At 70.6% G+C, this 20,156-nt stretch carries 22 protein-coding genes; 17 read left to right on the top strand and 5 right to left on the bottom strand.

Annotation, left to right across the window (positions count from 1 at the left end; all coding sequences use genetic code 11):
- Positions 1–132: 132 nt before the first annotated feature.
- Genes OHA61_RS14085 through OHA61_RS14070 form a run of 4 tightly spaced genes read left to right on the top strand, consistent with a single transcriptional unit; the run spans position 133 to position 1,563 of the window.
- Complete coding sequence (locus OHA61_RS14085; protein ID WP_406303342.1) at positions 133–336, top strand: hypothetical protein; 204 nt, start codon at positions 133–135, stop codon at positions 334–336.
- On the top strand, positions 336–746 hold the full coding sequence (locus OHA61_RS14080; RefSeq protein WP_406303341.1) for an ATP-binding protein: 411 nt from the start codon (positions 336–338) through the stop codon (positions 744–746). Before OHA61_RS14085 ends, OHA61_RS14080 begins: the two co-directional genes overlap by 1 nt.
- 56 nt (positions 747–802) lie before the next feature.
- Positions 803–1,117, top strand: coding sequence for a hypothetical protein (locus tag OHA61_RS14075; protein WP_406303340.1), 315 nt, complete (start codon positions 803–805; stop codon positions 1,115–1,117).
- Positions 1,114–1,563, top strand: coding sequence for a hypothetical protein (locus OHA61_RS14070; RefSeq protein ID WP_406303339.1), 450 nt, complete (start codon positions 1,114–1,116; stop codon positions 1,561–1,563). Before OHA61_RS14075 ends, OHA61_RS14070 begins: the two co-directional genes overlap by 4 nt.
- 196 nt (positions 1,564–1,759) lie before the next feature.
- Here OHA61_RS14070 and OHA61_RS14065 read toward each other — a convergent pair whose 3' ends face one another.
- The gene (locus OHA61_RS14065) at positions 1,760–2,044 is read right to left on the bottom strand and encodes a hypothetical protein (protein ID WP_406303338.1); all 285 of its coding nucleotides are present in this window, start codon (positions 2,042–2,044) and stop codon (positions 1,760–1,762) included.
- Between the two features lie 61 nt (positions 2,045–2,105).
- Between OHA61_RS14065 and OHA61_RS14060 the strand changes: the two genes are divergently transcribed.
- The 6 genes from OHA61_RS14060 (at position 2,106) to OHA61_RS14035 (ending at position 6,648) form a co-directional block, all read left to right on the top strand.
- Positions 2,106–2,684 (top strand): L,D-transpeptidase, encoded by a 579-nt coding sequence (locus OHA61_RS14060; protein ID WP_406303337.1) that lies wholly within the window; start codon positions 2,106–2,108, stop codon positions 2,682–2,684.
- 95 nt (positions 2,685–2,779) lie between these two features.
- Positions 2,780–3,232 carry a hypothetical protein gene (locus tag OHA61_RS14055; RefSeq protein ID WP_406303336.1) on the top strand — a complete coding sequence of 151 codons (453 nt, stop codon included), beginning with the start codon at positions 2,780–2,782 and terminating at the stop codon, positions 3,230–3,232.
- A 69-nt stretch (positions 3,233–3,301) separates the two neighbouring features.
- Positions 3,302–3,862, top strand: coding sequence for an RNA polymerase sigma factor (locus OHA61_RS14050; RefSeq protein ID WP_406303335.1), 561 nt, complete (start codon positions 3,302–3,304; stop codon positions 3,860–3,862).
- 3 nt (positions 3,863–3,865) lie between these two features.
- A complete protein-coding gene (locus tag OHA61_RS14045) occupies positions 3,866–4,651 on the top strand; it encodes a hypothetical protein (RefSeq protein WP_406303334.1) in 786 nt (261 codons plus the stop codon).
- A 264-nt stretch (positions 4,652–4,915) separates the two neighbouring features.
- Complete coding sequence (locus tag OHA61_RS14040; RefSeq protein WP_406303333.1) at positions 4,916–5,671, top strand: RNA polymerase sigma factor; 756 nt, start codon at positions 4,916–4,918, stop codon at positions 5,669–5,671.
- A complete protein-coding gene (locus OHA61_RS14035) occupies positions 5,671–6,648 on the top strand; it encodes a hypothetical protein (RefSeq protein ID WP_406303332.1) in 978 nt (325 codons plus the stop codon). The genes OHA61_RS14040 and OHA61_RS14035 overlap by 1 nt, the downstream gene beginning before the upstream one ends.
- A gap of 202 nt (positions 6,649–6,850) precedes the next feature.
- Here the strand turns inward: OHA61_RS14035 and OHA61_RS14030 are convergent, their stop codons facing one another.
- Positions 6,851–7,717 (bottom strand): L,D-transpeptidase family protein, encoded by an 867-nt coding sequence (locus OHA61_RS14030; protein ID WP_406303331.1) that lies wholly within the window; start codon positions 7,715–7,717, stop codon positions 6,851–6,853.
- A gap of 363 nt (positions 7,718–8,080) precedes the next feature.
- Here OHA61_RS14030 and OHA61_RS14025 point away from each other — a divergent pair, with 363 nt between their 5' ends.
- Together OHA61_RS14025 and leuE are read left to right on the top strand one after the other, a co-directional pair.
- On the top strand, positions 8,081–9,661 hold the full coding sequence (locus OHA61_RS14025; protein WP_406303330.1) for a methylmalonyl-CoA mutase: 1,581 nt from the start codon (positions 8,081–8,083) through the stop codon (positions 9,659–9,661).
- A gap of 159 nt (positions 9,662–9,820) precedes the next feature.
- Entirely contained in the window at positions 9,821–10,474 is a 654-nt protein-coding gene (gene leuE, locus OHA61_RS14020) for a leucine efflux protein LeuE (protein ID WP_406303329.1), read from the top strand.
- Here the strand turns inward: leuE and OHA61_RS14015 are convergent.
- Positions 10,461–11,870: an FAD-dependent monooxygenase gene (locus tag OHA61_RS14015; RefSeq protein WP_406303328.1), complete on the bottom strand. Its 1,410-nt coding sequence runs from the start codon at positions 11,868–11,870 to the stop codon at positions 10,461–10,463. The genes leuE and OHA61_RS14015 overlap by 14 nt on opposite strands.
- Positions 11,871–11,899: 29 nt before the next feature.
- On the opposite strand from OHA61_RS14015, the gene OHA61_RS14010 reads away from it, so the two are divergent.
- Entirely contained in the window at positions 11,900–12,556 is a 657-nt protein-coding gene (locus OHA61_RS14010) for a TetR/AcrR family transcriptional regulator C-terminal domain-containing protein (protein WP_406307354.1), read from the top strand.
- 78 nt (positions 12,557–12,634) lie between these two features.
- Here the strand turns inward: OHA61_RS14010 and OHA61_RS14005 are convergent, their stop codons facing one another.
- Entirely contained in the window at positions 12,635–13,954 is a 1,320-nt protein-coding gene (locus OHA61_RS14005) for a polysialyltransferase family glycosyltransferase (protein WP_406303327.1), read from the bottom strand.
- Positions 13,954–14,934: a glycosyltransferase family 2 protein gene (locus OHA61_RS14000; protein WP_406307353.1), complete on the bottom strand. Its 981-nt coding sequence runs from the start codon at positions 14,932–14,934 to the stop codon at positions 13,954–13,956. Before OHA61_RS14000 ends, OHA61_RS14005 begins: the two co-directional genes overlap by 1 nt.
- Before the next feature lie 187 nt (positions 14,935–15,121).
- Here OHA61_RS14000 and OHA61_RS13995 point away from each other — a divergent pair, with 187 nt between their 5' ends.
- The 4 genes from OHA61_RS13995 (at position 15,122) to OHA61_RS13980 (ending at position 19,996) form a co-directional block, all read left to right on the top strand.
- Positions 15,122–16,447 (top strand): DUF6716 putative glycosyltransferase, encoded by a 1,326-nt coding sequence (locus OHA61_RS13995; RefSeq protein WP_406303326.1) that lies wholly within the window; start codon positions 15,122–15,124, stop codon positions 16,445–16,447.
- Positions 16,448–16,497: 50 nt separating this feature from the next.
- Entirely contained in the window at positions 16,498–17,790 is a 1,293-nt protein-coding gene (locus tag OHA61_RS13990; RefSeq protein WP_406303325.1) for a cytidylyltransferase domain-containing protein, read from the top strand.
- Between the two features lie 12 nt (positions 17,791–17,802).
- Positions 17,803–18,726, top strand: a complete 924-nt coding sequence (locus OHA61_RS13985) for an N-acetylneuraminate synthase family protein (protein WP_266486854.1) — start codon at positions 17,803–17,805, stop codon at positions 18,724–18,726.
- A 187-nt stretch (positions 18,727–18,913) separates the two neighbouring features.
- A complete protein-coding gene (locus OHA61_RS13980; RefSeq protein ID WP_406303324.1) occupies positions 18,914–19,996 on the top strand; it encodes a hypothetical protein in 1,083 nt (360 codons plus the stop codon).
- Positions 19,997–20,156: the final 160 nt, after the last annotated feature.

Here is a 20,156-nt window from a genome sequence, read left to right as displayed (position 1 = left end):
CCCCGGCCGATACCAACCCCGGTGCGCATTACCGCAGTTCAGGGCCGGGAGCCCGGACCTCTTTCACGGTACGCGGACCGGCGTCAGAGTGTGAGGAGTTCGTCACAGAGCGCACTGGAAGGTGTGACACCCATGCACGACCACCCCGACGTTCAGGACTGCGCCGAGGAGCTGCGGGCCGCCCTCGCCGCCCACGGCATCACGCTGCCGTCCCTTGGCGTCGACCTGCCGAACTTCGCCGCCAGCTATCGCACCCCGCCCCTCATCGCGCTGGGCAACTGCAACCTGGCCACCGCGCGCGGCCTGGTCGCCGCCCTGCGCAAGGGAGTTGCGTAATGCGACTACCGCTCACCCTGGACCTACTCGCCACCCCGAAGGACGTGCCCGAGGTCCGCCGGGCCCTGCGTGCGTACATGGGCGGTCCTTGCGCCGACCTCCAGCTGTACGCCAGCGAGCTGCTCACGAACGTCGTCCGCCATCTCGGGGAGGGCGTCCCCGTGACCGTCCGTGTGGTCTGTGAGCAGGGCCGTACGCGACTGGAGGTCACGGACCCCGACCCCCGGGCCCTGCCTCTCCTGCCCAAGGCCGCCGCCGACGATGAGACCGGCCGCGGCCTCGCCCTGCTCGACGCCGTGACCCTGAGGTGGGGTGTGGAGCAGGGGCCCGGCAGCAAGACCGTGTGGTGCGAGTTACAGGGCATTCATGATGGTTCGCGAGGAATGGTCGTCGGGGTGATCGGAAGCTGATCGCTGCCGGCAGTCCCCGCAGGCGCAGGCGTAATACGTCGTGATACTGTCGTCGTATGGCGAAGACCCGGATTTCGATCAGCCTCGACCCCGAGGACGCCGAGCGCATCAGGGCGGTCGCCGCCGAGAATGGCCTCGACGTCTCCGCGTTTCTGGTCATGGCGGGCCGCAAGGAGGCTGTCCGGCTGGCGCGGATAGCGGAGTCCTTCGCCGACATCGATGCCGCGATCGCCGAGGTAGAGGCGGAGGCTGACGAGCTTCCCTGGCCGCCCGACGGGGACGTCGATGCGGAGGAGCTGGCCCGTATCGAGGCCGAGATCGCGGCGGCCCGTGCCGCGTCCGCCGCGCGCCGACGCGGGGCCGCTGCGTGAACCTGGGCTGTCCCACCTGTCCTGACCTTGGCGGCCTCGGCGATGTCGTCTACGACGCCGGGATGCTCATCGCTCTCGCCGACAAAAGGCCCGGACCTGCTCTCGCCAGGCACCGGGCGTTCAGCCGGAACGGGCTCCCTGTGGTGCCGGCGCCTGTGGTCGCGCAAGCCTGGCGGGGCGGGGCTGCACGGGCTCATCTCGCCAGAGCGCTCAAGGAGTGTGCGGTGGTGTGCTGCTACACGGACACGGAATGGCGGCGCGTGGGCGAGCTCATCGGGAGGGCGGAGCTTCCTGCCAAGAAGCGGCCCGATCCTGTCGACGGGCTGGTCGCGCTCACCGCGCTGCAGATCGGTGCGGCGATCGTCGCTACATCCGACCCCGGGGACATCCAGGCGTATCTGGATCAGCTACCGGGCGCGGCGTCGATCATTCCCGTACGTATCTGAACCAAGCGACAACTGCCGGGCTGGTCGAGGGCGTCGGCGGGCGCTACGGACGTGCCAGGCCGCCCCGACGACGAGGCCCCCAGGGTGATTCGTCGGAATGGTCCGCCAGTTCGCATTCCGGCGTCGACCTGATATAAACCGGCCATACTTCGCCGTGCCGTTCCGGCCGTCGCGTCCTGCCCGTCACCCTGAAGGGTTACTTCGTGCTGCCCTCGTCCCGTAACTTCTCCGCCGCACTGGCTGCCACCGGCGCGATATTCCTGGCCACGGCTTGCGGGCACCAGGGCCAGGAGGCCCCGGCCGCCGACGCCGCCGCGGCCACCTCCACCAGCGTGACGTCGGACGCGCCCGCCTCGTCCGCGTCGCCGAGCGGGTCCGCATCCGCGTCCGCCTCGGCGTCTGCTTCGCCCTCCAACTCCGCCTCCGCTTCCTCGAAGCCGTCCGGCAGCGTGAAGCCGGCGGCCAGCGGCTCAAGTGCCACCGGGAACGGCGGTACGGGGACGGCTCAGGCGGCCCCGACGGCCCACGCCCCCAACTTCCCCGTGCGCGTCGACGTAAGCAATGCCACCCAGGTCATCACCGTCAAGGCCAGCGGCTCCTACGCAACCGTCACGGCCTGGGCGAAGGGTTCGTCCGGCTGGAAGTCCGTCATCTCCGCCAGCGGGCGGGTCGGGTCGAACGGCATCGTCGACGGATCCACCCGCAGGCAGGGCACGTACACCACGCCCTCGGGCACGTACACCATCACCGAGGGCTTCGGCGTCGAGTCCGGCGGCACGAGCATGCCGTACACGCGGGTCAACAGCAGCCACTGGTGGGTGGAGGACCCCCAGTCGCAGTTCTACAACCAGATGCACACCGCGGCCGGGGCCGACTTCCCGCTCACCGAGACCGGTGACCGCGGCAGTGAGCACCTCATCAACTACCCCACCCAGTACGCCAAGGCCCTGGTCATCAACTTCAACCGCTGGCCCGCCACGCCCGGCCGCGGAGCCGGGATCTTCCTGCATGTCAACGGCAAGGGGGCGACCGCGGGTTGCGTATCGGTGCCGCGCTCGGCCATGGACCGGATCATGGCCTGGATCCAGCCCGGCGCCCACCCGCGCATCGCCATCGGCTGACGCACCGGTCAACACCGCATGGCTCGAACTCCCGTGTGAGAAGCGTCACTTCCGGACACCGTGATGTTCTGCGTCCGCATATCGCTTGGTCATACATGGATACGGACTTTGGAGTGCTGCCCAGCGCTGCCGACATGCGCGCGTACGTCGCCGGGGTCGTCGACCGTCTCACGCAGCGCAGCAGGCTGCCGCTCGACTACTCCGTCGCCAGCCTGCGGCTCGTCGACTTCATGGTGGACGGGGTGCGCCGCGGCCGGCCGGACATCGGGCAGGTCGCGGGGCTGCTCCAGGGACTCGGGGCCTACACGGGAGAGGTGATCGTCCGGCGGGCCGGGGCGGAGTGGGTGGACCTCGGCGCCGAGCAGCGGGAGTTGTTCGGGCAGCCGGCGGGCGTGCGGATGCCCGACGGGCGGGTGTGGAATCCGCTCGGCAAGGTAGCCAACCGCTTCGAGCTGGGCGGCCCTGAAGAATCCGTTCAGCGCCTCTATCTTTTGCTGCACGGCCGGGCGCGCAGGACCGCCGACTCGGGGGCCGCCTGCGGACGGTGACGTTTCTCGGTCTCCGTACGCAGAGAAGTAGGGGCATGTGCCAAGAGGCGCCGGTGCGGAGAGGGAAGTGTGGGGGCGTACGACGCGGAACTCGGAGCTGCCGTCGAGCGGGCGCAGCGGGGGGACGAGGACGCCTTCGCCGTTGCGTACCGGCTGGTGCAGCCGGGGCTGATCGGGTACGTCCGCGGGCTCGTCGGCGACGATGCCGAGGACGTGGCGGCCGAGGCGTGGCTGGAGATCGCCCGTGACCTCGGTCGTTTCCGGGGGGACGGTGCGGGGTTCCGGGGCTGGACCGCGACGATTGCCCGGCACCGCGCCCTGGATCACTTGCGCAAGCAGAAGCGGCGTCCGCGTACTTCTTTACTCGAACAGGACGTGCTGGACCTTCCGGGCGGACAGGACACCGCCGCCGCGGCGCTCGAAACGCTCTCCACAGAGCGTGCTCTCGCGCTGATCGGCCGGCTGCCGCGCGAGCAGGCGGAGGCCGTACTGCTGCGTGTGGTCGTCGGACTCGACGGGCCGGCGGCCGCACGGGTACTGGGCAAGCGCCCCGGCGCCGTACGCACCGCGGCGCACCGGGGACTGAAGGGACTGGCGGAGCTACTGGCCAGGGCGTACGCCGAAGGATGAGAGATGAAACCCGAACCGCAGGACCCGCGCACACCCGAGCTCGAAAGGCTGCTCGGGGCGGCACGCCGGCCCGGAATGGTCGATGCCGGTGCCGAGGAGCGGGCGCTCCAGGCGTTCCGGGACGCGCGCGAGGCGGGCCTGTTCACGGAGCGGGTGTGGTGGCGGCGGAGCCGGGACGACTGGCGGACGGCCGGTGAGCGGCACCGCGTGCGGTTCTTCAGGGCGCTGGTGGCGGGTGTTGCCGCGGCGGCGGCGGTGGGCGGGGTCGCGGTTGCGGCCGGGAAGGGCGCGATCCCGTCGCCTTTCGGGGGCGGCGCTGAGCCGAAGCCGGTACGGAGCGCGCCCGCGGAACCGGGGCCCGAGGAAGAACGGGCCCGCGAACGGCGCGGGGGAGGAGCGCCGGAAAGCCCGGTGGGCAGCCCCCGGCCGTCCACGGACACGACTCCCCCTGCACGTCCGGGCACGGCGCGGGACACCGCCGCGCACTGCCGCGTGTATCTGGCGGCCGTTTCGCGACAGGGCACTGCGCCCCGGAGCGCGGCCATGGCCCGGCTGGAAGCGGTCGCGGGAGGGCCGGAGTTCGTACGGGCCTACTGCGAGCGGCTGTTGGAGGGTGAGATGTCCGACACCCGGCCGAACCCTGCGGACGGCCGCCCGGACGGAAAGCCCGCGAAGGGAAAGCCCGCGAAAGAAAAGCCGTCCAAGATGCCCGAGAAGCCGGGGAAGCAGGGCAATGGGCGAGCGGCTGGTCCCGGCGACCGGGACATACCGGCGGCCCGACCCCGCTGACCGGCGGTCCTGGACATGCAAGGACGACCGGGGCCGCCACCCCCCACAGGAGAGGCCCCGGTCGTCGTTCGCCGGGGCCGCAGAGCGGCCCCGTACTTCTCTCAGCGCCGTGCGTGCGTTTTCTGTCACACCCCGCTGTGGCAGCATGATGTTGCGGGTTGTACAAAATGTGGACGCGGCCGGGTGCAAGCACGTAGCGTGCTGATTCGCGCACGGTGGCGCGGCAGTGGTGACCAGCTGCGATTCAGGACAGGGTTTGGGGTAGTGCTGGGGGACGACGCGGAGTTGACCGCCGCTGTGCTCGCGGCGCAGGCCGGGAACGAAGACGCCTTCCGGACTGTGTACCGCGCTGTGCATCCGCGGCTGCTCGGGTATGTACGCACCTTGGTCGGCGATCCCGACGCCGAGGATGTCGCCTCCGAGGCATGGCTCCAGATAGCCCGCGACCTCGACCGGTTCAGCGGCGACGCCGACCGTTTTCGCGGCTGGGCCGCACGGATCGCCCGTAACCGCGCCCTCGACCACATACGCATGCGCGGCCGCCGCCCCGCCGTGGGCGGTGACGAGACCGAACTGACGGGCAAGCCCGCCGAGTCGGACACCGCGGACGAGGCCATGGAGGCGCTCGCCACCGGCAGCACCATGGCGCTCATCGCCCAGCTGCCGCAGGATCAGGCCGAGGCCGTCGTGCTGCGCGTCGTCGTCGGTCTCGACGCCAAGAGCGCGGCCAAGACGCTGGGCAAGCGGCCCGGAGCCGTACGGACAGCAGCGCACCGCGGGCTCAAGCGCCTCGCCGAACTGCTGGGCGCAGACGGCGCGGACTATGCGGACTTCATGGACAGTCAGGACGATACGGACAGTCGGGACGCTCCGAATAATTCGAACGGGTCGAACGCTTCGACCCCCGAAGAGCATGGCGCGGATCTGAACGGAGTACCGCCGCAGCGCGGCCCCCGGCCGGGCGCCTCGGCGCCCGCCGGTGTGACGCATTCACGCCTGCGGACGCAGAAGGACATGTGATGGCCGACGAGCAGTTCGAGTGGCTTGACAGGCAAGCGGCGGAGCGGATGCTGCGCGGCGAGCCGGTCGAAGTCTCGGACGAGCACGCCCGCATCCAGGCCGCACGACTCTCCCGCGCGCTGTACGAGGCGGGCCGGAACGAGTCTCCCGGCTACGCCGGTGACGGCGAAATGCCCGGTGAGGCCGCCGCCTTGGCCGCCTTCCGCAAGGCCAGGGCGGACGCCGCGGCGCCCGCCGGGGAAGCCGTCGCGGCCGTACGGCTGGCGCCTTCGCATCGGCGTCCTGCGCGCCGCTCGCGCTTCGGCCGTCCGGTGCGCTTCGGACTGGCCGCCGCTTTCGCCGGCTGCGCGCTCGGTGGCGCCGCCGTCGCCGCGACGACCGGCCTCCTGCCCAGTCCCTTCGGTGGCGATCCGCTGCCCGCCTCCTCCGTCACGGCGGCCGCGACCCCCGAGCCGCTGGTCTCCGACTCGCCCACCGGCGGGGGAGCAGTGGCTCCTCCGAACACCTCGGGATCGCCGAGCGCGCCCCTCTCGCCCTCGCCGAGCGACGGGTCCGGGGCTCCGGACCCCGCCGTCGGCGGCACCGACGGCAACTCGGGCCAGCAGCGGGGCGACGGGGACAAGTCCCGTCAGCAGCGCGAAGAGTGGTACCGCAAGACGGCGGAGGCCTGCCGCGACTACCGCAGCGGCCATATCGATCCGGACATCAAGCGGCGGCTGGAAGCCGATGCCAAGGGTGCGGGTCGCATCGAGCGCTTCTGCGACCAGCTGCTGGGCAGCGACACCCAGGGCAGCGGCGAGAGCGGCAGTGACAGCGGCAGCAGCAGCGGTGACAGCCACGACAGTGACGGTGGCGCCGGGAAGTTCTCCGGCGGCAGCCAGTCGGGCAGCGCGTCCGTGCCGCCCGTCGCCTGGACGCCCGCGCCGTCCGAAAGTGTTCCCTCACCTTCGTCCAGCACCACGCTGTTCGCGCTCTGACCTGCGCTTCATTGCCGGGATCGAGTTTCGGACCCACCAGGTGTGACGTTTTTCGAGCCGGTGACGCAGTAGAAAGTGAGCCGACTGGTCATCGGCTGCGCCTGAGCCGGGGTTCCCCCCGTACCTACGACTCGGCGCAAATGGCGCGGGCGGGACACGTTCCCCCGGTCCCGCCCGCGCCCCTTACATTGACCTTCTCGACTCACCAGTAGATGACGACCTTGTCGCCGTTGTTGACCTGGTTGAAGAGCGAGGCGATCGCTCCCTTGTCGCGGACATTGACGCAGCCGTGCGACGCGCCGTTGTAGCCACGGGCTGCGAAGTCCGCGGAGTAGTGCACCGCTTGGCCGCCGCTGAAGAACATCGCGTACGGCATGGACGTGTGGTAGATCGTCGAGACGTGGTCCCGCGACTTGTGGAACACGCTGAACACGCCTTCGCGGGTCGGCGTGTACTGCGAGCCGAAGCGCACGTCCATCGTCGACCGCACCTTGCCGTCGACCACCCAGGAGAGCGTGCGGGTGGTCTTGCTGACGCAGATCACCCGGCCCGTCATACAGCGCGGATCCAGCTTCGCCGACGGCTTGTTGACCGTCCTGCCCGCCAACTCGTCGCGCGTCGGCTCCTTCGTCATACCGAGCAGCCGCTGCCAGGTCACGGTGTCCGTGTCACCGGTCGTCGGCAGCCCCCGCTTGCCCTGGAAGCCCTTGACCGAGGCGACCGTCACCGGACCGTAGGTGCCGGTCGGGGTGTCGTCGAACCAGCCGATCTGGGCCAGCCTGGCCTGCAGTTCACGCACCTGCTCGCTCTTGGTGCCGCTTGCCATGAGCACCTTGGGCTTCGGGGAAGCCGACTCACTCGGCTTCTCACCCGGCTTGTCTCCGGGCTTCCCACTCGGCTTCGCCGATGGCGTGGCCGGATCCGACGAAGACGGCGGCTGCGCGGACGCCGTGCTCCCCGCCTTCGAGTCGGCCGGGCGGCCGGTCGCGGCCTGGGCCGTGCACCCCGCGGTCACGGCGAGCACCGCGGCCGCGGCGAGTGATCTGCGTATGACGATTTTCCGAAGCATGTCGCCCCCCTGTATCTGCTGTGCCTCATGAGACAGATTCCCGGCCTGCTCGGTTGCGCAATCCCGCGCATGATGGGGAGAAAGCCGTGCGGACGGTTGTGAGCCAGGGCCTGTCTTTTGGATCAGGCCGGATCAGTGAGCGGGGTCTGGTGCGTGCAGATGCAAGGCGGAGGAGGGAGCCGACGCGGAGCGTCGGCGACTGACGACAACGCGGCAGATGTGCGTGCCAGGGCACGCGAGCCCGGCAAGATCCGAAAGACAGGCCCCAGGTCCCAGCGCGGGGCTCTCCATCCGTCGGGGACCCGCCACTACAGTCCGTCGCGAGGTTGGTTACCAACGAGTAGCTTCAGCGGAGGCACAGACATGGCGCGCGAGTCCGAGTCGGGACTGCCCATCGAACCGGTCTACGGGCCGCAGGCCCTTCAGGGGTGGGACCCGGCCGAGAAGCTGGGTGAGCCCGGCTCGTATCCCTTCACCCGCGGTGTGTATCCGTCGATGTACACCGGCCGTCCGTGGACGATGCGCCAGTACGCGGGCTTCGGTACCGCCGTCGAGTCGAACGCCCGCTACAAGGAGCTCATCGCCCACGGCACCATGGGCCTCTCGGTGGCCTTCGACCTGCCGACCCAGATGGGCCATGACAGCGATGCGCCGCTCGCCCACGGCGAGGTCGGCAAGGTCGGCGTCGCCATCGACTCGATCGACGACATGCGCGTCCTGTTCGGCGGGATCCCGCTCGACAAGGTCTCCACCTCGATGACGATCAACGCCCCCGCGGCGCTGCTCCTGCTGCTCTACCAGCTCGTCGGCGAGGAGCAGGGCGTGCCGGCGGACAAGCTCACCGGCACGATCCAGAACGATGTGCTCAAGGAGTACATCGCCCGCGGCACCTACATCTTCCCGCCCAAGCCCTCGCTGCGGCTGATCGCCGACATCTTCAGGTACTGCAAGACCGAGATCCCGAAGTGGAACACCATCTCGATCTCCGGCTACCACATGGCGGAGGCCGGGGCCTCGCCCGCGCAGGAGATCGCCTTCACGCTCGCGGACGGCATCGAGTACGTGCGTACGGCGGTCGCGGCCGGCATGGACGTCGACGACTTCGCGCCGCGCCTGTCCTTCTTCTTCGTCGCCCGTACGACGATCCTGGAGGAGGTCGCCAAGTTCCGTGCCGCGCGCCGCATTTGGGCCCGGGTGATGCGTGAGGAGTTCGGCGCGAAGAACCCCAAGTCGCTGATGCTGCGCTTCCACACCCAGACGGCCGGGGTGCAGCTGACCGCGCAGCAGCCCGAGGTGAATCTGGTGCGGGTCGCCGTCCAGGGCCTCGCGGCGGTGCTCGGCGGCACCCAGTCGCTGCACACCAACTCCTTCGACGAGGCCATCGCCCTGCCGACGGACAAGTCGGCCAGGCTCGCCCTGCGCACGCAGCAGGTCCTCGCGTACGAGACCGACGTGACCGCGACCGTGGACCCCTTCGCGGGTTCGTACGTCGTCGAGAAGATGACGGACGACGTCGAGGAGGCAGCCCTGGCGCTGATGCGGCGGGTCGAGGACCTCGGTGGCGCGGTCAGCGCGATCGAGCACGGCTTCCAGAAGAACGAGATCGAGCGCAGCGCGTACCGCATCGCGCAGCAGACCGACAGCGGCGAGCGGGTGGTGGTCGGCGTCAACCGCTACACGCTGGATGCGGAGGAGCCGTACGAGCCGCTGCGGGTCGACCCGGCGATCGAGGCACAGCAGGCGGAGCGCCTGTCGAGGCTGCGGGCCGAGCGCGACCAGGCAGCCGTCGACGCGGCGCTCGCGGAGCTGAGCAAGGCGGCCGAGGGCACGGACAACGTGCTGTACCCGATGAAGGACGCGCTCAAAGCGCGGGCGACGGTGGGCGAGGTGTGCGACGCACTGCGCGCCGTGTGGGGGACGTACGTCCCGACCGACGCGTTCTGAGCTTCCCCGAGGGTGCGACGCTTTCAGCCGCTGCCCGGCCGGTCGTGGTTCTCCCCACGACAGGGGGCACCATGCTCGGTGCGCGCATCTGCTTCTGATCCATTCCGCGATACGGAACACAAAGGCGGAGTGTCGTACCCATGTGCGACACTCCGCCTCATGCTGGGTGTTACCGATCTGCCGACCTATCTCGCAGGCCTTGTCCTGATTGTTCTGCTGCCCGGGCCGAACTCGCTGTACGTGCTCTCGGTCGCCGCGCGCCGTGGCGTGCGTACGGGCTACAAGGCCGCCGCCGGTGTGTGGTGCGGCGACACCGTGCTGATGGTGCTCTCCGCGGCGGGCGTCGCCTCGCTGCTTCAGGGCAATTCCCTGCTCTTCGGGATCGTGAAGTTCGCGGGCGCCGGCTATCTGACCTGGCTGGCGGTCGGGATGCTGCGGGCGGCGTGGTCGATGTGGCGCAGCCGCCGGGAGCTGACCGCCGAGCAGTCGGCACCCGCCGATGCGCCCGCCGCTGAGCGGCCGTTCCGCAAGGCGCTGGTGATCAGCCTGTTCAATCCCAAGGCGATCCTCTTCTTCATCGCCTTCTTCGTGCAGTTCGTCGATCCCGGATACGCCTATCCGGCGCTGTCCTTCGTCGTGCTCGGCGTCTTCGCGCAGCTTGCCAGCTTCCTCTATCTGACCTTGCTGATCTTCACCGGCACCCATCTGGCGGCTGCCTTCCGCCGCCGCAAGCGGCTGTCTGCGGGAGCGACGTCGGCCGCCGGCGCGCTCTTCCTGGGCTTCGCGGTGAAGCTCTCGCTCAGCAGCGCGTGACCTTCGCCAGGTAGTCACTCAGGCCGGTCGTGTCCTCGCCCGCCCAGCCGACATAGCCGTCCGGGCGTACGAGGAAGAGGCCCTTGCCGTACGGCTCGTACGCCTCGATGCGGTGTATGTGCACCAACTCTCCGTCCAGCGGCGGCAGTTCGGCGTCCGTGCCGACCGCGAGCAGGGTGAAGTGCGGGCCGCGGAAGAGGTCGAAGAGCCGACGCCCGCCGGGCAGCGGGCCGTCCGGGGCGCGGTCTCCCGCCTCCAGGGCGCCCGCGGAGCCGGAGGCGAGCGAGCCGCCGCGGTAGCCGAGGCCCAGCTGCATCGTGGCCGCGCCGCGCTGCTCCTCGCCGCGGTGGATACGAGTCGACAGGCCGAGCATCTGCGCGGCGACGGGCAGCCGTTCCTGCTCGTAGGTGTCGAGCAGTGAGGCGGGCGCGCCGTGGCGCAGTACCTGGCCGAGCTTCCAGCCGAGGTTGTACGCGTCCTGCACGCTGGTGTTGAGGCCCTGTCCGCCGGCGGGGGAGTGCACGTGGGCCGCGTCGCCCGCCAGGAACACCCGCCCTTCACCAAAGCGCTCGGCCATCGCCGCGCGCGGCCGGAAGTCCGATGCCCACAGGATCTCGGTGACCTCGTCGGCGGTCAGATGGGTGCGGGCGGCGACCAGGGCACGTACGCCCGCGGACGAGATGTCCGGCTCGCCGTCGGTGATCTGGCCCACCAGCTGGAAGTCGTCCGTGCCCGGCAGCGGGCAGAGGGCGAGATAGCCGGCGCCGTCGCCGGGGAAGACGTGCCAGTTGAGCCGGTCAAGGGTGGGGATGCGGACATCGGCGACCAGTATCGGCGCCGGGTCGACGTCCTCGCCGGTCATCGCGATGCCCAGCGCGCGGCGCACCGTGCTGCGGCCGCCGTCGGCCGCGACCGCGTAGGCGGCGCGCACCGTCCCGGTCGACAGCTGCGCGCTCACGCCGTGCTCGTCCTGGGTGATCCGCGTCAGGGTGGTGCCGAAGGCGACGCTGCCGCCGAGCTCGGTCAGCCGGGCGTGCAGGATCTGCTGGGTCCGCCACTGCGGGAGCAGCCAGGGCTCGCCGTACGGCGCGGAATCCGTGGGCCCGGGGCGCTCGAACATGTCGTGCTCGCCCTGCCGGGTGCCGTTCTGCCAGACCATCCCGACCGGGGCCGCCCCGCCCGACGCGAGGATCGCGTCCACCACGCCCAGGTCGTCGAGGACCTCCATGGTGCGGGGCTGGATGCCCTTGCCTCGGGAGCCGGGGAAGAGGGCGTCCGACTGCTCGACGACGAGGGTGCGCACGCCGCGGCGGGTCAGATCGCAGGCGAGGGCGAGCCCGGTGGGTCCGGCCCCCACGACCAGTACGTCAGTTTCCTTAACGCTGTTAAGTTCCATGGTTGGGAGGATGCGCTTAACGCTGTTAAATTGTCAAGGTGGCTGCTGAACGACTCGACCGGACCCGGGTGGCGCGGGCCGCCCTTCGCCTGCTCAACGAAGTGGGCCTGGAAGGGCTGACGCTGCGCGCGATCGCCAAGGAACTCGACGTCAAGGCGCCAGCGCTGTACTGGCACTTCAAGGACAAGCAGGCGCTGCTCGACGAGATGGCCACGGAGATGGTGCGGCGGATGGCGGCGGACCTCGCGCCGTCGGAGCCGCGGGGCGACTGGCCGGAGGTCCTCGCCGCGGCGATGCGGGGGTTGCGGGAGCATCTGCTGCGCTACCGCGACGGCGCGAAGGTCTACAGCGGTACGCACTTCACGGACACGAGCTACGCCGCGCCGATGGAGGCGCATCTGCGCCTGCTCACGGAGGCGGGCTTCACGCCGGGCGCGGCGGCGCGGGCGTGGCTCACCGCGTACAGCTACACGATCGGCTACGTGATCGAGGAACAGTCGATGGGGCCGGATCCGGCGACGGGCGCGGAGGGGTACGACCTTGCGGCGCGCGCCGAGCGGCTCGCGGAGTATCCGCTTGCGGCTGCGGCGGGGGAGGAGATCTTCCGCGGCCACGCGGAGGGGTTCGAGGTGGGGCTGGCGGCGGTGGTGGCGGGGGTGGGAGCGGTGCTGCGGGGGCGCGCGTAGCGCCTGCGGCGGGCCTTGTCCCCGCCCCCGTATGCGACCTGCGGCCGCATGTCCTCGAACGCCGGACGGGCTGAAGACTCAGCCCAGCGCCACCCGCTTCAGGCGGCGCGCCCTGCGTACCACCCGTCGCACCGCCGCGTGCCGCGGGACCGGGATCCCTCCCGGCAGGCCCAGCACCGTCAGCCTGCGGCGCTTGAAGTAGCGCATCGTGCGCGAGTCCAGGTGGCGGCCGAGATGCGCCACCGCCGCCTCCCGCAGATCCGGCCGCAGCTGCGGCTGCATCGCGTAGCCGACCGAGGTGACCAGGCCCTTCAGCGTGTCGTCCGCCTCCTTGGGCGTGCCGGACTCGCCGAGCGCCAGGTCGGGGACCAGTGCGTCGACGAGCGTCACCGGGATCCGGTTGCTGTTCTGGTACGGCGTGAGCCGGTCGAGCAGCGGCTCCGTGCCGATCCGGGCGACGGGGATGCCGTAGAAGGTGCTCGCCGTGAAGAGCGCGGTCGAGAAGCAGCCCGCCACCAGGGCGGGCCGCAGCTGACGGTAGAGCGCTTCCGCGATGATCGGCCGGTCCAGGACGGTCAGTTCCGCCTCCAGCGCCTCCGCCTCTCGCTCCAGCGCGCGCGTCCAGGACGCCGGCGCGGTGGGGTGCGGTTTGAATACGATCCGCCGGTGGCCGAGCGCGACCGCGCCCCGCACCATCCGCACATGGAGGGTCTCTTCCTCCTCGTGCGTGATGATGCCGAGCGCGGCGAGGTACTGGCCGAGCAGCAGTGCCGGACCGTCGCCCTCGACGGGTGCCAGGTCGGTCACGGTGTCGGCGAGTTCGGCGACGACCTTGACGAAGGCCTCGGTCGGCACGACCTTCGGCTCGGCGCCGAACTCCGCGAGCAGCAGCGGCTTCAGGCCCGGTACGAGGTCCAGGTGGAACAGCGTGCGCACCCGCTCGCCGACCAGCGGGTCGATCTTGTTGCGGGTGGGGCCGTAGCTCATGAGCCCGTCCGCGTACACGTCGAGCTTGGCGTCCGGGAAGAGCTGCGCGATCGCGAGCGCAGGGGTGACCTGGATGGACTCGACCGCCAGCTCGATGCTGTCGTCGCCGAGGTCCCACAGCATCCGCAGATACCGCTCCCACATCGGGATGTCGTCCTGGCGCGGGGACCAGCCTCCCGGATGGAAGGGGGCGATGGCCTCGTTCCAGGACAGCACCCCGTCGAAGCGGCCGCGCAGCTGCTCGAAGCCGGGCATCGCGTCGAGCGGGGGCGACGTCTCGGGCGTCGTGGCGTTGTTGGCGACCAGGAGCAGGCGCCGGTCGGCGGTGGCGAAGGCGCCGCTGTCGATCGCGGCGGCGAGCGTGGCGGCGCCGTACAGGGAGGACGCGTAGAAGATCTGGGTCGTACGCATCAGGCCGCGGCCTCCGCCGAGAGAGAGGGGCGGCGGCGCAGCCTGCGCAGCCTGGACGCGCGCTCGGAGTCCATCGAGTCGAGCGCTTCCTTCAAAATGTCCTGCGGCATCCGTTTCAGCGCCGCCGCGCTCATTGCACGCAATTTCCGCGCCACTGCGGGTTCGAACCTCTCAACTGATCCCAGGTGGTGGGAAATAACGGCACAGTACGTTCGCACGGCTTTTGGAAGAAGGCGAGCAGAATCGGGATCCTTCGCCGTTTCTTCGAGCACCTGGTCGAATGCGCGGATGAAATCCAGCTGCCGAATGTCACCGATTTGTGTCAGGGATGATGCAACGCCGCGTCGGTAGAAGATCCCCAAGTGGCTGATCGCGGCGAACGTTTCCGCCTCGCGGTGCAGCCGCCAGATCCACGGCCGGTCCTCGGCGGTGCGCAGTCCGTCGGTGAAGTGCAGCAGCCCGCGCTCGGCGAGCCGCCGGTGGTACATCCCCGCCCATGCCATCGGATAGTCGACGCCGGTGGAGCGGTCCGCCGGCAGGATCGCGTCACGCGGCCGCAACACCTCGCCGCGCCGGCCGACCGGAACACGGTGGACCGTCCGAGCCCTTGCCGTGCACTGCACGTGGTCGGTGCGGACGAAGTCGCAGCCCAGCTCCTCGATGGCCGTGAGCAGCGTCTCGTAGTGGCCGGGTGCCAGCCAGTCGTCGCCGTCCAGGAAGGTGATGTACTCCCCGCTCGCCGCGTCGAGGCCGGTGTTGCGCGCGGTGGCGAGCCCGCCGTTCTGTTCATGTCTGATCAGCCGAGCTCCCGGAACCTCACGCTCCGCGCGCTCGAGGATCTTCGGTGTCCCGTCCGTCGAACAGTCGTCGACCAGCAGGAATTCGAAGTCGTCGCGGGCGTTCGCCTGGAGACTTCTGAGTGTGTCGGGCGCGTATGTCTGCACGTTGTAGAACGGCACGATGACGGAGAGCTTAACCACCCGCGTGAGGTTAGGTCGCCACCCGGCATTCGCCCTGTCCCTGGGAGAGATGATGGGTGAACGAAGAATGGCGGAATGGTTAACCGGCCTCATTCCCTGGCATTTTCGCCAACCGTCGACTCGCTGTTAACCATCTGTTGCGGTCCAGTTGGGCCGTCAAACGGAATGCCTTTCTAACGTCCTCGACGTGCCATCAAGTACCAGCGAGGCCGTACGGGTCGCCGTGCTCGCCGACTCCGACACCCGGTGGAAATGGGGCGCGCTCACCGCGCGCCGTATCGCCCCGGACGACGCGCCGAACCCCGTCGAGCTGAGCGGCTTTCTGCTGCGCGGCCGGGCCACTCCCACGGCCCGCCAGCTCGCCGAGGTCAACGTGAGCGCCGACGAGCTGCGCGAGGTCACCGGGAACGAGTTCCTGCGGGCGATACGTGACGAGGGGTACGACGTGGTCGTGCTCGCCCTCGTCGGCGGCGCCGTCCAGGCGATGCTCCACGGAATGGCCGCGCTGCGTCTGGCCGAGCGGCCCGTCGTCGTCACCGGCTACGTCGGAGTCGTATACGAAAAGCTCGCCGACGGCCTGCTGCTGCGGCAGGGCGCGGATGTCGTCCTCGCCAACTCCCGGCACGACGCGGACCGATTCCGCGCGGTGTACGAGGGCGTGGGCGCCGATGCCTCGTCCGTCACCGAGGCCGCGCTGCCCTTCCTCGGCGGCGCGCCCTACGAGCCCGAGGAAGGCCGAGACACCGTCGTCTTCGCGGCCCAGCCCTCCGTGCCCGAGTCCCGCGCCGACCGCACCTATCTGCTGCGCCGGCTCGTCGAGCACGCCAGGCTCCACCCGCACCGCGAGGTGCTGCTGAAGCTGCGCTCCAAGCCGGGCGAGCACACCACACACCTCGAAGAGCTGCCCTACCAGAAGCTCGCCGACAGGCTGCCCGGCGGACTGCCGCCCAACTTCCGCCTCGTGTATGGGCACATGGGCGAGGTTCTCGACCGTACCGACCTGCTGGTGACGGTCTCCTCGACGGCCGCGCTGGAGTCCCTGCACCGGGGTGTGCCCACCGCGGTCCTCAGCGACCTGGGCGTGCGCGAGGCGCTCGGCAACCACCACTTCCTCGGCTCCGGGCTGCTGGCCTCCTGGGACCAGCTGGACGGCGGCCACCGTCCGGTCCCCGACCAGGACTGGCTGGCGCGGCAGGGCGTCGCCGCCGACGGTGCGTACGACACGGCCTTCGACGCGGCCCGCAAGCGCGTCGCCGAACTCATCGAGCGGCCGGAGCTCGCGCCGATCGCGCCGTACTACACCCCCGCCACCGCGCCCGGCTATCTGCCCGGCATCCTCGCCCGCCACCACCTCGCTCCCGACGGCACCCCGCTGCCGGGCGCGGCCCCGAAGTCGCAGACCAGCGCGCTTCGGCGCGTGGTGCGCGAGGCCGTACGCAACGCGGCGCGCGGCGCGTACCGCCACGGCGTGCAGCGGGTCGCCCCCGTCATCCGCCGGATGGGCGAACTGTGACGCCCGCCCGCGCCGGCGCCACCTTTCAACTCCCGTACTCAGGAGCACCGATGACCACTCTCGCCGTGATTCCCGCCCGGGGCGGCTCCAAGGGCGTACCGGCCAAGAATCTGGCCCCCGTGGCCGGTGTGCCGCTCGTCGCGCGAGCCGTGCGCGAGAGCCTCGCCGCCCGCCTGGTCACCGATGTGGTGGTCTCCACGGACGACGCGGACATCGCTGCCGCGGCACGCGCCGCGGGCGCCGAAGTGGTGCTGCGTCCCGCCGCGATCGCCGGGGACACCGCCACCAGCGAGGCCGCGGTGCTGCACGCGATGGACGCCCACGAGGCGATGCACGGCGCGCCCGTGGACGTGGTCCTGCTGGTCCAGTGCACCAGCCCCTTCCTCACCCGCGAGGATGTCGAAGGCGTCGCGTCCGCGGTCATCGAGGGCGGCGCGGACAGCGCGGTCACCGTGGCCCCCTTCCACGGCTTCGTCTGGCGCGAGGACGAGAGCGACGCGGGCCAGGCGGTCATCGGCGCCCAGCGCGTCGGGGGCTCCACCGCGGTGCTCGTCGACACCGCCGCGGCCCGCGGATACGGCGTCAACCACGACGCGTCCTTCCGGCCCCGCCGCCAGGACCGGCCGCAGGACTTCCTGGAGACCGGGGCCGCGTACGCGATGTCCGCCACCGGCTTCCGGGAGGCCGGTCACCGCTTCTTCGGCCGCACCGCGCTGGTGCGCACCGACCCCGCGCGCGTCCTCGAAGTCGACGACCCGCACGACCTGGCCCGGGCCCGCGCGCTCGCGCCGCTCCTCGACACTCCCGCGCAGCCCGCGCGCGACGCCGTCGACGCCGTCGTCCTGGACTTCGACGGCACCCAGACCGACGACCGCGTCTGGATCGACGCGGACGGCCACGAGACGGTCGCCGTGCACCGCGGCGACGGCCTCGGCATCGCGCATCTGCGCAGGGCGGGCCTGGAACTGCTGATCCTTTCGACCGAGCAGAACCCGGTCGTCGCCGCACGCGGCCGCAAGCTCGACATCCCGGTCCTGCACGGCATCGACCGCAAGGACCTCGCGCTGAAGCAGTGGTGCGAGGAGCGGGGCATCGCCCCCGACCGGGTGCTCTACGTCGGTAACGACGTCAACGATCTTCCGTGCTTCCACCTCGTCGGCTGGCCCGTGGCCGTCGCGAGTGCGCACGGCTCCGTACGTGCCGCGGCGCGCGCCGTCACTTCCGCGCGTGGCGGCGAGGGGGCGATCCGTGAGATCGCCTCCTGGCTCCTCGGCCCGACGCTCAACACCCCTGAGAACACCCGCGAAACCCCCGCCACGTCCCACAACTCCCCCGAGAAGTAAGGAACGACCCCCATGAGCCCGTCCCGCCTGCGCACCCTCGGCACCAAGACCGCCGGTCCCGGCCACCCCGTCTATGTCACCGGTGAGATCGGCATCAACCACAACGGCGACCTGAACAACGCCTTTGCGCTCATCGATGCCGCCGCCGACGCCGGCTGCGACGCGGTCAAGTTCCAAAAGCGCACCCCGGAGATCTGCACCCCGCGCGACCAGTGGGACATCGAGCGCGACACCCCGTGGGGCCGGATGACGTACATCGACTACCGCCACCGGGTCGAGTTCGGCGAGGACGAGTACCGCCAGATCGACGCGCACTGCAAGAAGCGCGGCATCGACTGGTTCGCCTCCCCGTGGGACACCGAGGCCGTCGCCTTCCTGGAGAAGTTCGACGTCCCCGCGCACAAGGTGGCCTCCGCCTCGCTCACCGACGACGAGCTGCTGCGTGCCCTGCGCGCCACCGGCAAGACCGTCATCCTCTCCACCGGCATGTCGACGCCGAAGCAGATCCGTCACGCCGTTGAGGTGCTCGGCAGCGACAACATCCTGCTCTGCCACGCCACTTCGACGTACCCGGCCAAGGCCGAGGAGCTCAACCTCCGCGTCATCAACACCCTCCAGGGGGAGTACCCGAACGTCCCGATCGGCTACTCCGGCCACGAGACGGGCCTGCAGACCACGCTCGCCGCGGTCGCACTCGGCGCCGCCTTCGTCGAGCGCCACATCACACTCGACCGCGCCATGTGGGGCTCCGACCAGGCGGCCTCCGTCGAGCCGGGCGGCCTGCAGCGCCTGGTCCGCGACATCCGCACCATCGAGACCGCGCTCGGCGACGGCGTCAAGAAGGTCTACGACTCCGAGCTCGCCCCGATGAAGAAGCTGCGCCGCGTCGCGGGCGTCGTCGCCGAGGCCGACGACCGCGAGCCGGCCGCGGTCTGACGGGCCCTGCCGCCGTGCTGTCTCACCCCGGGAAGCCCTTCCCGGACCCCCGGCCGCACAGGCAGGCGGGGCCGGCACAGCCGGCATCACGAGGTGAATGTCAGTGCTCCGTCTCGCCGGGGAGTATCCCCCGGACCCCCGGTCGCAGCGGCGCTCGGGCCGTCCCGGCATCACGAGGTGAACTTCAGTGAATCTCGCTTTCGTCGAGAGTCCGGTCCAGCTCCTGAACGTCCTGGAGTGGGCCCACTCCAGGCCCGGCGCCACGCTGGACCGGGTCCCGTCACAGCCGACCGGCCCGGCAGCGGCGGCACGTCTGCCGGTCGCCGAACTCACGGTGGTCGTCCTGTCGCCCACCGACCCCATGTCGCGGGGCCAGCTGCGCCGGATGGCGGAGCTGGCCCGCGACGAGGGCTTCACGGTGCGCTGGCAGGAGGCGCGCGGCGGCACGAAGGCCCCGCTGAAGACGGTGCGGGAGCTGGCCCCGATGCTCCACCGGGCAGAGCGCATCGTCATAGGTGACCCGTTCTCGCGCTACGTACAGCTGCTGCTCACCATGACCGGCAGCAGGGATCTGACCGTCGTCGACGACGGCACGGCCACGATGGAGTTCGTCGCGCAGCTCGCGCGCGGCGAGAAGCTGGTGCGCTGGCACCGGCGCGGCAGGCGGGGCATGCGCGAACTCGTCCTCGCGCCCGTCACCTTTCTGGCCCGCCGCAGGCTCACGCCCTCCCGCAGCCGCCAGGTCGAGGTCTTCACCTCGATGCCGGTGGAGCCGCCGCCCGGGATCACCGTCACCGCGAACCGCTTCGCGTGGACCCGCTCCCGCTTCGGCCCGCCCAAGATCACCCGGGGCGCGGACCTGGTGGGCACGTCCCTGGTCGAGACGGGGGTCGTGGACCTGGACCAGTATGTGGAAGCGGTTGCCGCCCTGGCCCGTGCACACGGCGCCACCCGCTATTTCGCCCACCGCCGGGAGAGCTCGGACAAGCTCCATCGCCTCGCCGTCGAGACCGGCCTGGAGATCGTCCGCCCGGACCTTCCGCTGGAGCTGATCGCCCGCCGTGGCCCGATCGGCCGTACGGTCCTCAGCTTTCCGTCGACCGTCGTGCACACCCTGCCGCTCGCCCTGGTGGGTACGGGCGTCCAGGTGGCCGTCTGCGACATCGCCCCGGAGTGGCTCAGAGACAGCGCATCCCCGCGGGCCCAGGGATTTCTGGCGGGAGTGACGGGGACGGCCCGCGATGTCCAGCGGCTGCCTGCCCCCGCATAAGAGGCGCGCTCGCCCACTCGCGCTACGGTAGAGAAGAGGAGTGAGCTTACCCACACGAGCGTGCAACTATGCACCTCGCGGCCACCTTTCCTTCCCCTATCGGGTTGAACTTTTGTTGATCAGTGGTCAGTTGACCCCTGTCTGGGCCTACTCTTCAACA

The organism is Streptomyces sp. NBC_00885, from assembly GCF_045207475.1.
GTDB lineage: Bacteria > Actinomycetota > Actinomycetes > Streptomycetales > Streptomycetaceae > Streptomyces.
The sequence above is the reverse complement of the archived record's forward strand: the minus strand, read 5'-3'. Positions and strand labels throughout refer to the sequence as shown.